Origin of the sequence: Rhodococcus pseudokoreensis, assembly GCF_017068395.1 — a bacterium.
Lineage (GTDB): Bacteria > Actinomycetota > Actinomycetes > Mycobacteriales > Mycobacteriaceae > Rhodococcus_F > Rhodococcus_F pseudokoreensis.
On the sequence record NZ_CP070619.1, the window covers coordinates 7623792 to 7637183 of the forward strand.

The window sequence follows — 13392 nt, forward strand, 5'->3', positions numbered from 1 at the left end:
CCTTCATCGCGACGACCGTCGTGACCGACCAGGAACAGGGAAGAAGGCCATATCCCTCACGTGAGCGAACAAGACCAGAACGGCGAGACGTTCGGCGCCACGCGTCCGGCGGAACGCACCGTGCGTTCGAGTATCGATCTCCCACCCGAAACGGTCCCGCCTCTCCTCGGTTCTTCCGACGAGAATCTGCGCGCTCTCGAACGGGTCCTGGACGCAGACATCCATGTACGCGGCAACACCGTCACTCTGACGGGACGACCGGGCGACGTCGCGCTCGCCGAGCGGGTCATCGCCGAACTGAGCGCCATCGTCGGCCGCGGGCAGCCGCTGACCCCCGACGCGGTGCGCCGCACGGTCGGCATGCTCACGCAGGGTCTGAGCGATTCGCCCGCCGAGGTCCTCACCCTCGACATCCTGTCGCGTCGCGGCAAGACGATCCGGCCGAAGACGCTGAACCAGAAGCGGTACGTCGACGCGATCGACGCCAACACCATCGTGTTCGGCATCGGGCCCGCGGGCACCGGCAAGACGTACCTCGCCATGGCGAAGGCGGTGCAGGCGCTGCAGACCAAGCAGGTGTCGCGGATCATCCTCACCCGCCCCGCGGTCGAGGCGGGCGAGCGGCTCGGGTTCCTGCCCGGAACGCTGCACGAGAAGATCGACCCGTACCTGCGGCCGCTTCACGACGCACTGCACGACATGATGGACCCCGAGGCCATCCCGAAGCTGATGCAGTCGGGTGTCATCGAGGTGGCGCCGCTCGCGTACATGCGCGGCCGCACGCTCAACGACGCGTTCATCATCCTCGACGAGGCGCAGAACACCACCGCCGAGCAGATGAAGATGTTCCTCACCCGCCTCGGCTTCGGTTCCAAGGTCGTCGTCACCGGCGACGTCACGCAGGTGGACCTGCCGGGCGGCGCCCGGTCCGGGCTCCGCGCGGCCACCGAGATCCTCGGTGACATCGACGACATCTACTTCGCCGAACTCAACAGCAGCGACGTGGTCCGGCACCGGCTGGTGTCCGACATCGTCGACGCGTACGAGCGTTTCGAGGCGGACCGGGACGGCAAGGTCGAGCTCGGGAACCGCGCACAGCGGAGAGCGGCGCACTCGCGTTCTCCACGACGGTAGGGTGAGTGTCGCCGGAACCAGGAGGAAGCGACACACATGAGCATCGAAGTCTCGAACGAATCGGGCATGGACGTCTCCGAAGAGGAGCTGATCAGCGTTGCCCGCTTCGTGATCGCGAGGATGGACGTGCACCCCGCGGCCGAGTTGTCGATGGTCCTCGTGGACTCGGCCACCATGGCCGACCTCCACATGCGGTGGATGGACCTGCCCGGTCCCACCGACGTGATGTCGTTCCCGATGGACGAGCTCGAGCCCGGCGGCCGCCCGGATTCACCCGAGCCGGGACCGTCGATGCTCGGCGACATCGTGCTGTGCCCGTCCTTCGCCGCCGACCAGGCCGACAAGGCCGGTCATCCGCTGGCCCACGAACTCGCTCTGCTCACCGTGCACGGTGTGCTGCACCTCCTCGGCTACGACCATGCCGAACCGGAGGAGGAGAAGGAGATGTTCGGCCTGCAGAACCAGTTGCTCGACGACTGGTACGAGGATCTGCGCAGGGCCGAACGCGACGCCGCGCTCGCTGCCCGGGACCAGAAGCTGCTCGGCAAGGCCGGCTTCTTCGACGCCCCGGATCAGTAACCACGTGAAGGGTCTTCTGTGAGTAGCGCCATCGCGCTGATCGTCCTCGCGATCGTCCTCGTCCCTCTCGGTGGTGTCTTCGCCGCCGTCGATTCCGCTCTCAATACGATCTCGTCCGCGCGCATCGAGGAGATGGCGAAGGAGGATCGCCCCGGCGCCACCCGGGTGCTCCGCATCCTGTCGGATCGCCCCCGCTACGTGAATCTCATGGTGCTGCTGCGCATCCTGTGCGAGATCACGGCGACGGTGGTGCTCGTCGGTGGCCTGTCCGATCTCCTCGAACCCGTGTGGGCGCTGACGTTCACCGCCGTCATCATGGTGCTCGTCGACTACGTGGTGATCGGGGTCGGCCCGCGCACGCTCGGCCGCCAGCACGCGTACACGATCGCGCTGATCACGTCGCTTCCCCTGCAGGTCATCGGAACCCTGCTCGGCCCGATCAGCCGCCTGCTCATCCTGATCGGCAACGCGATCACCCCGGGTAAGGGATTCCGCAACGGACCTTTCGCCTCCGAGATCGAACTGCGCGAACTCGTCGACATGGCGCAGGAGCGCGGCGTGGTGGCCGACGAGGAACGCCGGATGATCCAGTCCGTGTTCGAACTCGGCGACACCTCCGCCCGCGAGGTGATGGTGCCGCGCACCGAGATGGTGTGGATCGAGAGCGACAAGAGCGCGGGGCAGGCGACGTCGCTGGCCGTCCGCAGCGGACATTCGCGGATCCCGGTGATCGGGGAGAACGTCGACGACGTCCTCGGCGTGGTCTACCTCAAGGACCTCGTGCAGCAGACGTACCACTCGCGCGACGGCGGCCGCAGTGTCCTCGTCGGCGACGTGATGCGGCCCGCCGTGTTCGTGCCCGATTCCAAACCCCTCGACAGCCTGCTCGCCGAGATGCAGCGCGACCGCAACCACATGGCCGTGCTGGTCGACGAATACGGCGGCATCGCAGGCCTGGTCACCATCGAGGACGTCATCGAGGAGATCGTCGGGGAGATCGCCGACGAGTACGACCAGGACGAGACCCCGCCCGTCGAGGACCTCGGCGACGGCATGTACCGGGTGTCCGCGCGGCTGCCGATCGAGGATCTCGGTGAACTGTTCGGCATCGAGGTGGAGAACGACGAGGTCGAAACAGTCGGTGGGCTCATCGGATACGAACTCGGCAGGGTGCCGCTCCCCGGATCGGAGGTCGTCTCCCACGGTCTGGTCCTGCGCGGTGAGGGTTCGCCCGACGTGCGCGGGCGGGTGCGGATCAGCACCGTCTTCGTGCAGCGCGCCCCGATGAACGAGGACGACGACGTCAACGACCGTGACCGGGAGGGCGACGATGACTGAACTGGACGCCGAGGACGCGAAACTGATCGTGCTCGCGCGAGGAGCGTTCGGCCGCACCGGAAGTGGCCAGGGCGCCGCCGTCCGCGACCTCGACGGCCGCACGTATGCGGCCGGCGCGGTCGCGTTGGCGGCGCTGTCCCTGACCGCGCTGCAGGCGGCCGTCGCGGCGGCGGTGTCGAGTGGCGCCGAGGGTTTCGAGGCGGCAGCCGTGATCGGCGGGAACCCGGACGACCCGGGCATCGCCGCACTACACGAAGTCAGTGCGCAGGCGGCCGTCGTCTTCGCGCGAACCGATGGATCCGTGATCGAGGAGCAACATGAGTAAACCCGAATTCCGTTCCGGATTCGTCTGTTTCGTCGGGCGGCCCAACACGGGCAAGTCCACGCTGACCAACGCACTGGTCGGCAGCAAGATCGCGATCACGTCCTCGCGGCCGCAGACCACCCGGCACACCATCCGCGGCATCGTGCACCGCGACCACGCGCAGCTGATCCTCGTCGACACCCCGGGACTGCACCGGCCCCGGACGCTCCTCGGCCAGCGCCTCAACGACCTCGTGCGCGACACCTACTCCGAGGTCGACGTCATCTGCCTGTGCATCCCGGCGGACGAGAAGATCGGCCCCGGCGACCGGTGGATCGTGCAGCAGGTCCGGCAGATCGCGCCGAAGACCACACTCGTCGGCATCGTCACGAAGATCGACAAGGTCAGCAAGGACATGGTCGGGCAGCAGTTGCTGGCCGTCTCCAAGCTTCTCGGACCGGAGACGGACGTCGTGCCGGTGTCCGCCGCGTCCGGCGAGCAGGTGGAGGTGCTGGTCGACGTCCTCGCGTCGAAGATGGAGGAGGGGCCGGCGTTCTACCCGGACGGCGAACTCACCGACGAACCCGAAGAGACGCTGATGGCCGAACTCATTCGCGAGGCCGCCCTCGAGGGACTCGGCGACGAACTGCCGCACTCCCTGGCCGTGGTCATCGAGGAGATCATCCCCCGCGAGGGACGCACCGAGAAGCAGGGCGAACTGCTCGACGTGCACGCCCTGCTGTACGTCGAGCGGCCGTCGCAGAAGGGCATCGTGATCGGCAAGGGCGGCGCCCGCCTCCGCGAGGTGGGCACCAAGGCGCGGCTGCAGATCGAGAAACTGCTCGGCACCAAGATCTTCCTCGAACTGCACGTGAAGGTCGCCAAGGACTGGCAGCGCGACCCGAAGCAGCTGGGCAGGCTGGGGTTCTAGGCGGCTCCGCCGCCCGTGCGTGGTTAACGAGTCCAGGGACTCCTTACTCACTCACGGGGCCGGCGGCCCGCAGGAGCAGCAGCACCGACGCCGCGAAGTCGTGCTCCCCGTCGCTGCCGGTGGCGAGTCTGCGCAGCTGCAGGCCGGCGATGGTGGCCACGACCGTGGGGGCGACGGACGCCGGATCGGGGACACCGAGGGCGGTGAGGATCGTCACCGTCAATTCGTCGTACGCGGCGAAACATTCGGCGGCGGCCTGACGGAGTTCGTGATCGCGGCCCGCCTGGATGTACAGCTCGAACGGGGCGATCCGCTCGGCGGAGAACGCCAGATCCTTCGCGACCTTCTCCGTCAGTGCGGCGACGTCCTCGAAGCTCAGCCCCTTGTCCCGGTACCCCTCCGCCAGTTCCGACAGCCGCTGCGTCTCCTCCGTCACGAACCCCGACAGCGCGGCGCGCAGCAGGTCCGTCTGCGTGGGGAAGTGGTACGTGATGGAGCCGAGCGACACCCCGGCCTGCGCCGCGATCCGCCGATTGGTCACGCCGGGAATGCCTTCCGTGCCCACGATGTGCAGCGCCGCCGCGAGGATCCGGTCACGGACGTCCGTCGAGGCCACGGTCACCACCACTTCCCGGGACGTTCCAGGTCCCACCGGAGCACCGACTCGAGCTGGGCCGCAACCGAAACCAGGAGCGGCTCGGCGTTGTCGTGCCCCATCAGCTGGGCCCCGATCGGAAGGTTTCCGGACGTGAACCCGGCTGGGACGTTCACGCTGGGCCAGCCCAGCACGTTCCACGGCCACGCGTACGGGCAGACCGCGGTAATCACCTTGTCCGTGGCCCACGAACCGATCCCGTCGATCCCCTCGACCCTCGGCGGGGGAGTGGCGGTGGTGGGGGCGAGGACGAGGTCGTATTTGTCGAAGATGGCACCGACGCGTCGACGTGTCCTCGGCTCGGCGGCCCGGGCAGCGCGCAGCGGCGCCCCGCGCAACAGACGTCCGGTCCGGGCGTTGCTCTTCGTGCGCGGGTCGACGAGGGACGGGTCGGGGACCTTCCGCATCCAGTCGTCGATGCCGGCCATCGACCGGGGGAGGAAACCGAGCCCGAACATGATTCCGTAGTCGGGGTCGTCCACCACGACGCGGTGCCCGAGCCCACGCAGCGCATCGGCGATCCGCGCGACGCCCCGACGCACCTCGGGGTGCAGTGTCGTGGGGGTGGCGGTGAACGGGATCCGCAGCGACAGCGCAATGCGCAGCGGCCCGGGGTCGCGGCCGACGGCGTCGCTGACGGTGACCGGTGGCGGGGTGTAAATGTCGCCGTCGTGAGGTCCTGCCGCGACGTCGAGGAGCAGGGCCGCGTCGGCGACCGTCCGGGCCAGCGGGCCGTTGACGGTGAGTCCGTAGAACGCCTCGGCTGCAGGCCAGGTGGAGATGCGGCCGCGTTGCGGTTTGATTCCGACGAGGTTGGTCCACGCGGCGGGGATGCGGATGGAACCAGCGCCGTCGGAGCCGATCGCGGCGGCGACGAGACCGGCGGACACGGCCGCCGCGGCGCCCCCGGACGACCCGCCGGGGGTGTGGTCGCCGTTCCACGGGTTGCGGGTGTGGCCGAAGGCGGGTCCGCCGGTGAGCGGCCACTGCCCCAGTTCGGGACTGTTGGTCTTGCCGACGACGACGGCACCGGCGGCGCGCAGTCGCCGCACCATCTCGGAGTCCCGCGCCGCGGGCGGGAAGTCGCCCGGGCAGCCGAACGCGGTGGGCTCCCCGGCCACGTCGACGTCGTCCTTGACGGCGATCGGGACTCCGAGGAGCGGGAGGCGTTCACCGGCGGCGATCCGGCGGTCGGCCTCGGCGGCCTCGGCCAGTGCCTTGGTCCGGCGGACCACCTTGAACGCGTTGAGCGTCGGCTGGCTCGCGTCGATGCGGTCGAGGGCGGCGCGGGTGGCCACGACCGACGTGGTGGCGCCGGAGGCCAGGGCGTTCACCTGTTCGACGAGTCCCGGTGCCCGGTCGCCCTCCTCTTCGCGCCGCTGTTCACTGCCCAGTTGTCCCGTGCTCATCTCGCCCCTCCCCGTGACTGTTCGTTCGAACGAACAGTATCAGTGGAGGTGCCGGCAGACCACCTCCCCGATCACCCCGGCGGCGCCGCGCGCCTGGGATTCGGGCAGCCGGGCGTACCCGCAGACCAGTCCCCGGGGTCCGCCCGGCGTGGTGCGGTAGTCGGCGAGGCTCGGCACCGTCACCCCGTGGTCCTGCAGTTCCGCCGAGAGGGCGACGTCGTCGACCGACCGCGGCAGTGTCAGGACCACATGGAGACCGGCCTCGATGCCGGCGACCCCGACGCCGTCCGTGCCGACCGCGGACAGTTGCTGCTGCAGAGCGGCGACGAATGCCGACCGGCGGGCCGCATACGTGCGGGACGCGCGGGCGAGGTGCCGCGACAACGCACCCGAGTCGATGAAATGCGCCAGCGCGAGCGCCGTGATCGCGCAGCAGGACTCGCCGGTCGTGTCCAGCGCCCGGACGATCCCCGGCCGCAGGGCCGGCGGGGCGATCGCCCACGCCACCCGGATCGCGGGAGTGAGGATCTTCGACGCCGTGCCCACGTACGCCACGCAGTCGGGCCCGCGGTCGATGCTGCGCAGGGCGGGCAACGCCGACACGTCGTAGCGGAATTCGCCGTCGTAGTCGTCCTCGATGATCAGCGTCCCGGATGCCGCGGCGTCGGCGACGAGCCGGGCCCTGCGGCCCACCGGCATCCGGGCCCCCATCGGATACTGATGGGCCGGCGTGCAATACGCGGCTGCGTCGGTGCTGCGCAGCAGTGCGGGATCGAGGCCGTCGTCGTCCACGGGCACGCAGCGTGTCCGGGCGCCCGAGGACTCGAGGTCCCGGCGGGCCCGGGTGTAGCCGGGCTCCTCGAACACCACGTCGCGGCCGCCGAGCCCGGCCGCGGCGACGAGGGTCCTGAGTGCGGAGCCCACTCCCGGAACGATGACGAGTTCGTCGGGCCGTGCCGCGATGCCCCGGGTGCGGCGCAGATGCCCCGCGAGGGCGCGCCGCAACTCCGGGTGCCCGTCGGGGCCCGGAACGTCGGACGTCACCGGGGCGGCCGCGGCCGACCGCCACGCCCGGCGCCAGTCGGTGGTCGAGATCAGGCCGGGGTCGGGGTGGCCCGGGGTGAGGTCCCACCGCGGCTCCGGCGTCGCGGCGACGGCCTGCGCTGCGCGCTCCGACGTGCGCGTGACCGCGTGCGAGGCGACGTGCGCGCGGGCCGCCACGTCGGCGCCCGGTGCGATCCGGGTGCCGGAACCGGCGCGGGCGTTCGCGTATCCGGACGAGCAGAGTTCGTCGTACGCGTCGACCACCGACGCCCGCGCGACCGTCAGGTGGCCGGCGAGCGCCCGCGTGGAGGGCAGCGGATCGCCGGGTCGTAGACGGCCGCCTCGGATCTCGTCGAGGATCGACTCCGCGATGCGGTGGCGAAGTGGTGCGTCGGTGTCGGGGAGCCGCAACGTCAGGTGCAGTTCGGGGCTGATCCGGGGCATGGAACCCACAATACTGGTCTGCCGATATTGTCAATTGTGGATCTGGAAGCCGGACCACCTGCGGGTGAGGATGGTCTCGTGGACAAGATCATGAGATACCCGGACCGTGCCCGAACCGAACGAGCGCAACTCGACGCCGTCCTCGACGCCGCGCCGATGGGCACGCTCGCCACCGTCGTCGACGGCCTGCCCTGGGCGGTGCCGATGCTCTACGCCCGCGACGGCGACAGGATCCTGCTGCACGGTTCCACCGGGGCCGGTGCGCTGCGGCAGGTGGCGGCAGGCGCCCCCGCGGTGCTGTGCGTCGCGATGCTCGACGGAATCGTGGTCGCCGACACGCTGTTCGACTCGTCCGCCAATTACCGATCCGCGGTGGTCCGCGGCAATCTCGTGACGCTGGACCAGGACGAATCCGCCGGCGCCCTCGACGCGCTGTCGGACGTGCTGATCCCCGGTCGCAGCAGGGAGGTCCGGGGACACCGGCGCAAGGAACTCGCCGCGACGCTGGCCCTCGCCCTCCCGATCACCCCGGGGCAGTGGACCGTCAAGGTGCGGGACGCGCCGCCGGGCGAACCCGCCGAGGCGAGCAGTGCATGGGCCGGCGTCGTCCCCGTGCGGTCGGTCGCCGGTGCTCCCGTCCCGGCGCCCTGGGTGGCGACCGGCACACCCGTGCCCGCGTCGGTGTCGCGGCTGACCCGGACCGCGTAAGGAAAGCGTCAAGAGCCCTGGACGTCCCGTAAGCGCTTCGTCAGCGAGACCTCTGTCGCCCGGATCCGGCGCGATGCTGGCATGACACCCCGCAACCGTGGGGTGTCATGCCTGCGCTGAACCGCAGGATCAGTACGAAGAGGGATCCTCACATGGCCGACGTGGCCTACGTAGCGCTCGTCCTCGGCGGGTTCGCCTGCTGCGCGCTCGTTCTCCGTGCCCTGCAGACCGGACGCGTGAAATGACCGCCGCCGGAATACTCGCTGTCGCCCTGATCGCGATCGCAGCGGCGCTCGTCGTGTATCTGCTGGTCGCGCTCATCGACCCGGAGCGGTTCTGATGACGCCCGCCCTCGCGGCCGGCCTGCAGATCGCGTTCGTGATCGCGGTCCTCGCGGTGCTGTACGTGCCGGTGGGCGACTACATGGCGCGGGTGTACGAATCACGCAGGCACCTGCGGGTCGAATCCGTGCTGTACCGCCTGTGCCGCATCAACCCCCACACGGAACAGACCTGGTACGGCTACGCAAGCAGCGTGCTCGGTTTCTCGATGGCCGGCGTGCTCTTCCTGTATGTCCTGCAACGCATTCAGGGTGTGCTGCCGCTGTCCGGCGACCTGGCCGGGGTCAGCCCCGCGGTCGCGTTCAACACGGCCGTGTCGTTCGTGACCAACACCAACTGGCAGTCCTACGCCCCCGAGACCACGATGAGCAACCTGACCCAGCCGGTCGGACTCGCCGTGCAGAACTTCGTGTCCGCGGCGGTCGGCATGGCCGTCGCTGTCGCGCTGATCCGCGGGTTCGTCCGCGTGGCCCGCGGCGGTGAGATCGGCAACTTCTGGGTGGACCTCACCCGCGGCAGCCTGCGGATCTTGCTGCCGTTCTCCTTCGTCATCGCGTTGATTCTGTTGAGCCAGGGCGTGATCCAGTCGTTCCACACGGGATTCGAATCCATCGGACTGGACGGCAACGCCGTCACCAACGCCCTCGCCCCCGTCGCCTCACAAGAGGCGATCAAGGAACTCGGCACCAACGGCGGCGGCATTCTCGCCGCCAACTCGGCACACCCGTTCGAGAACCCCACCCCCGTCAGCAACATCGTCGAGATCCTCGCGATCCTGCTGATCCCGGTGTCCCTCACCCGCACGTTCGGCACCATGGTCGGCGAGCGCAAACAGGGTCTGACGCTGCTCGCGGTGATGGGCATCCTGTGGGGGTCACTGCTCGCCGTCACGCTCGCCGCCGAATCGGGACACCGCGGCGTCGCCGCCACCGCGGCAGGCGCGATGATGGAAGGCAAGGAAGTCCGCTTCGGGATTCCGGGCACGGCGCTGTTCGCCGTGACCACCACGGGAACGTCCACGGGCGCGGTGAATTCCGCCCACGACAGCCTGTCGCCGCTCGGTGGCGGGGCCGTGTTGCTGAACATGCTGCTCGGGGAGATCGCGCCCGGCGGCGTGGGCACCGGGCTCTACGGCATTCTCGTCCTCGCTCTGATCGCCGTCTTCGTCGGGGGACTCCTCGTCGGCCGCACACCCGAGTACCTGGGCAAGAAACTGCGGCAACGGGAGATCACCCTCGCCGCACTGTCGGTGCTGGTGATGCCCGCGCTGGTCCTGATCGGAACGGGAATCACCGTGATCCTGTCCTCGACCACCGGTTACCAGGGCAACAGCGGAGACCCCGGCAGTCCCGGATCGATCCACGGCTTTTCGGAGGTGCTGTACGCGTTCGCGTCGGCGTCGAACAACAACGGCAGCGCGTTCGGCGGGCTGACGGTCACGAGCGACTGGTTCCAGGCCGCGCTCGGCGTGTGCATGCTGTTCGGCCGGTTCCTGCCGATCATCTTCGTCCTCGCGCTCGCCGGTTCCCTGGCATCGCAGAAGAAGACAGCCGCGGGTGCCGGAACCCTGCCGACAGCGGGCCCGATGTTCACCGGGCTGCTCACCGGCACCGTCGTGCTCGTCGCGGCGCTGACATTCTTCCCGGCCCTCGCGCTGGGACCGATCGCGGAGGCTCTGCAGTGAGTGTGAACGTGACCAGTCGTCCGGCGACCGACCCGACGACGACGCCGGAGGGCGGCCACGACCCGGCGCCCGTCAAGGCCGGGATCTTCAGCCCCGCCCAGCTGGTGACGGCGCTGCCGGGCGCGCTGCGCAAACTCGACCCGCGGCACCTCGCCCGCAACCCGGTGATGTTCGTGGTGTTCGCCGGTTCCGTCGTCACCACCGTCATGGCCGTCGCCGACCCGTCGGTGTTCTCCTGGGCGGTCACCGCGTGGCTGTGGTTCACCGTGCTGTTCGCGAACCTCGCCGAATCGGTCGCGGAGGGGCGAGGCAAGGCGCAGGCGGCGAGCCTGCGGAAGGTGAAGCAGGACACGGTCGCCCACCGGATCACGGCGAGCGGCGCTCTCGAATCGGTGCCGGGCACCGACCTCGTCGTCGGCGACCGCGTGGTCGTCGTCGCCGGTGAGGTGATCCCGGGCGACGGCGACGTCGTCGAGGGCATCGCCACCGTGGACGAGTCGGCCATCACCGGCGAGTCCGCGCCCGTCGTCCGCGAATCCGGCGGCGACCGGTGCGCCGTCACCGGCGGCACCACCGTACTGTCCGACCGGATCGTCGTCCGCGTCACCGCGGCCCCCGGACAGTCGTTCGTGGACCGGATGATCGCCCTCGTGGAGGGGGCGGCGCGGCAGAAGACGCCGAACGAGATCGCCCTGAACATCCTGCTGGCGTCGCTGACGATCATCTTCCTGCTCGCCGTCGTCGCGATCGGCCCGATGGGCCTGTACGCGGGGCAGGAACAGGATCCGATCAAACTGATCGCGCTGCTGGTGTGCCTGATCCCCACCACGATCGGCGCCCTGCTGTCGGCCATCGGCATCGCCGGGATGGACCGGCTGGTGCAGCGCAACGTCCTGGCGATGTCGGGGCGGGCGGTGGAGGCCGCCGGCGACATCGACACCCTGCTGATGGACAAGACCGGCACCATCACGTTCGGCAACCGGCAGGCCACCGCCCTGCATCCCGCACCGGGAGTGTCCGCGCTCGAGCTGGCCACGGCGGCACGGCTGTCCAGCCTCGCGGACGGCACCCCCGAGGGTCGCAGCATCGTGGACCTGTGCGCCCGCGACTTCGGGCTGGACCCCGCACCGTCGGAGGCGGAGAGAGCGGCGGAGTTCGTGCCGTTCACGGCGCAGACCCGGATGAGCGGGCTCGACATCCCCCACGTGAGTGCTAAAGCGTGCCTCGGCACACGACGCCACTCACATGGGGCCGAGTTCGACGGCACCCGCATCCGCAAGGGCGCGAGCGACGCGGTGCTGAACTGGGTGCATTCGCTCGGCGGACACACCTCGCCCGCGGTCACCGACGCAGTGAACGAGATCGCGCAGGCCGGCGGAACACCCCTCGTGGTGGCCTCGATTCAGGCGGATGCGCCGACGGTGCTCGGCGTGATCGCACTGTCGGACGTGGTGAAACCGGGCATCGCCGAGCGGTTCGCGGAACTGCGGGCGATGGGAATCCGCACGGTGATGATCACCGGCGACAATCCGCTCACCGCCCAGGCCATCGCGGAGGAGGCCGGTGTCGACGACTTCATGGCGGAGGCGACACCCGAGGACAAACTCGCGCTGATCCGCAAGGAACAGGAGGGCGGACGGCTCGTCGCGATGACCGGTGACGGCACCAACGACGCCCCGGCCCTGGCCCAGGCGGACGTCGGGGTGGCGATGAACACCGGCACGTCCGCGGCGAAGGAAGCCGGGAACATGGTGGATCTCGATTCCGATCCCACCAAGCTCATCGAGGTGGTGGAGATCGGAAAGCAGCTGCTCATCACCCGCGGGGCGCTGACCACGTTCTCGCTCGCCAACGACCTGGCCAAGTACTTCGCCATCCTCCCCGCGTTGTTCAGCGTCATCTATCCGCAGCTGGACACGCTGAACATCATGCGGCTGGCCACGCCGGAATCGGCCATCCTGTCGGCGGTGATCTTCAACGCCGTCGTGATCGTGGCCCTGATCCCGTTGTCGCTGAAAGGTGTTCGCTACCGGCCGTCGTCGGCGTCGACGCTGCTGGGCCGCAACCTGCTGGTCTACGGCCTCGGCGGCGTGATCACACCGTTCGCCGGTATCTGGCTCATCGACCTCGTCGTCCGTCTCATTCCCGGAATTGGGTGACTTTCCATGCGTTTTCTCATCGGACTGCTCCGGCAGACCTGGGCCGGGCTCCTCGTCCTGCTCGCACTGACCGCCGTTCTCGGCGTGCTCTATCCCGCTGCGGTGTGGGGGGTGAGCCGGATCGGCGCCGGCGCGGCCGAGGGTTCACCGGTCCGCGACACCACCGGGTGCGTCGTCGGGAGCCGGTGGGTCGGTGTCGACCCGCAGGTGCCGGCCGGGGAGCCGGACCCGTTCTTCCACAACCGGGTCACCGGGTCGGTGGCCGAACAGGATCCGTTCACACCGGGCGACCCTGCCACCGCGCTGCCCACCAACCAGGGACCGAGCAGCGAGATCCTGGCGGCGTTCGTCATCGAGCGCCGGAACGCGATCGCCGTCCGCGAGGGCGTGCAGCCCGAGGCCGTACCGGCGGACGCGGTCACCGGATCGGGGTCCGGCATCGACCCGCACATCAGCCCCGCGTACGCCGCCTTGCAGGTGCCGAGGGTCGCGCAGGTGAACGGCCTCGGTGAGAGCCGCGTGCGGCAACTGGTCGACGAGAACACCGAGGGAAGGCAACTCGGGTTCCTCGGCGAGGATCGGGTGAACGTCCTCGAGCTGAATCTGGCCCTCGGCCTGACCGCACCTCGGTGCACCGCCCCGGCAGCTGGTGGATGATGACG

Annotated in this window: 13 protein-coding genes; 10 read left to right on the top strand and 3 right to left on the bottom strand. The window is 69.6% G+C overall.

Translation table 11 applies throughout. The features are described from left to right. Positions 1-60: 60 nt before the first annotated feature. From JWS13_RS40000 to era, 5 genes are read left to right on the top strand one after another with little or no spacing between them, the layout of a single operon-like run. Positions 61-1134: a PhoH family protein gene (locus JWS13_RS40000; protein ID WP_124391266.1), complete on the top strand. Its 1074-nt coding sequence runs from the start codon at positions 61-63 to the stop codon at positions 1132-1134. 36 nt (positions 1135-1170) lie between these two features. Then, positions 1171-1713, top strand: a complete 543-nt coding sequence (gene ybeY, locus JWS13_RS40005) for an rRNA maturation RNase YbeY (RefSeq protein WP_072946632.1) — start codon at positions 1171-1173, stop codon at positions 1711-1713. An 18-nt stretch (positions 1714-1731) separates the two neighbouring features. Next, the gene (locus tag JWS13_RS40010) at positions 1732-3051 is read left to right on the top strand and encodes a hemolysin family protein (protein ID WP_206010742.1); all 1320 of its coding nucleotides are present in this window, start codon (positions 1732-1734) and stop codon (positions 3049-3051) included. Beyond that, positions 3044-3376, top strand: a complete 333-nt coding sequence (locus JWS13_RS40015; protein ID WP_206010743.1) for a cytidine deaminase — start codon at positions 3044-3046, stop codon at positions 3374-3376. The genes JWS13_RS40010 and JWS13_RS40015 overlap by 8 nt, the downstream gene beginning before the upstream one ends. Then, positions 3369-4286: a GTPase Era gene (gene era / locus JWS13_RS40020; protein WP_072946635.1), complete on the top strand. Its 918-nt coding sequence runs from the start codon at positions 3369-3371 to the stop codon at positions 4284-4286. The genes JWS13_RS40015 and era overlap by 8 nt, the downstream gene beginning before the upstream one ends. Before the next feature lie 43 nt (positions 4287-4329). Here era and JWS13_RS40025 read toward each other — a convergent pair whose 3' ends face one another. The 3 genes from JWS13_RS40025 to pdxR are packed head-to-tail and all read right to left on the bottom strand — an operon-like array spanning position 4330 to position 7838. After that, a complete protein-coding gene (locus JWS13_RS40025) occupies positions 4330-4902 on the bottom strand; it encodes a TetR/AcrR family transcriptional regulator (RefSeq protein WP_206011910.1) in 573 nt (190 codons plus the stop codon). Between the two features lie 2 nt (positions 4903-4904). Continuing rightward, positions 4905-6350, bottom strand: a complete 1446-nt coding sequence (locus JWS13_RS40030) for an amidase (protein ID WP_206010744.1) — start codon at positions 6348-6350, stop codon at positions 4905-4907. Positions 6351-6389: 39 nt separating this feature from the next. Next, entirely contained in the window at positions 6390-7838 is a 1449-nt protein-coding gene (gene pdxR / locus JWS13_RS40035; RefSeq protein ID WP_206010745.1) for a MocR-like pyridoxine biosynthesis transcription factor PdxR, read from the bottom strand. 78 nt (positions 7839-7916) lie between these two features. Between pdxR and JWS13_RS40040 the strand changes: the two genes are divergently transcribed. The 5 genes from JWS13_RS40040 (at position 7917) to JWS13_RS40060 (ending at position 13387) form a co-directional block, all read left to right on the top strand. Then, complete coding sequence (locus JWS13_RS40040; protein ID WP_206010746.1) at positions 7917-8546, top strand: pyridoxamine 5'-phosphate oxidase family protein; 630 nt, start codon at positions 7917-7919, stop codon at positions 8544-8546. Positions 8547-8787: 241 nt separating this feature from the next. After that, the gene (kdpF, locus tag JWS13_RS40045) at positions 8788-8886 is read left to right on the top strand and encodes a K(+)-transporting ATPase subunit F (protein WP_124391273.1); all 99 of its coding nucleotides are present in this window, start codon (positions 8788-8790) and stop codon (positions 8884-8886) included. Next, positions 8886-10571: a potassium-transporting ATPase subunit KdpA gene (gene kdpA, locus JWS13_RS40050; protein WP_206010747.1), complete on the top strand. Its 1686-nt coding sequence runs from the start codon at positions 8886-8888 to the stop codon at positions 10569-10571. Before kdpF ends, kdpA begins: the two co-directional genes overlap by 1 nt. After that, positions 10568-12730 carry a potassium-transporting ATPase subunit KdpB gene (gene kdpB / locus JWS13_RS40055; RefSeq protein WP_206010748.1) on the top strand — a complete coding sequence of 721 codons (2163 nt, stop codon included), beginning with the start codon at positions 10568-10570 and terminating at the stop codon, positions 12728-12730. The genes kdpA and kdpB overlap by 4 nt, the downstream gene beginning before the upstream one ends. 6 nt (positions 12731-12736) lie before the next feature. Next, positions 12737-13387 carry a potassium-transporting ATPase subunit C gene (locus tag JWS13_RS40060; protein WP_206010749.1) on the top strand — a complete coding sequence of 217 codons (651 nt, stop codon included), beginning with the start codon at positions 12737-12739 and terminating at the stop codon, positions 13385-13387. Positions 13388-13392: the final 5 nt, after the last annotated feature.

Coding starts and splice junctions, on each gene's coding strand:
- ybeY (WP_072946632.1), top strand. CDS start 1,171: ATGAGCATCGAAGTCTCGAACGAATCGGGCATGGACGTCTCCGAAGAG.
- JWS13_RS40015 (WP_206010743.1), top strand. CDS start 3,044: ATGACTGAACTGGACGCCGAGGACGCGAAACTGATCGTGCTCGCGCGA.
- era (WP_072946635.1), top strand. CDS start 3,369: ATGAGTAAACCCGAATTCCGTTCCGGATTCGTCTGTTTCGTCGGGCGG.
- JWS13_RS40030 (WP_206010744.1), bottom strand. CDS start 6,350: ATGAGCACGGGACAACTGGGCAGTGAACAGCGGCGCGAAGAGGAGGGC.
- pdxR (WP_206010745.1), bottom strand. CDS start 7,838: ATGCCCCGGATCAGCCCCGAACTGCACCTGACGTTGCGGCTCCCCGAC.
- kdpF (WP_124391273.1), top strand. CDS start 8,788: ATGACCGCCGCCGGAATACTCGCTGTCGCCCTGATCGCGATCGCAGCG.
- kdpA (WP_206010747.1), top strand. CDS start 8,886: ATGACGCCCGCCCTCGCGGCCGGCCTGCAGATCGCGTTCGTGATCGCG.
- JWS13_RS40060 (WP_206010749.1), top strand. CDS start 12,737: ATGCGTTTTCTCATCGGACTGCTCCGGCAGACCTGGGCCGGGCTCCTC.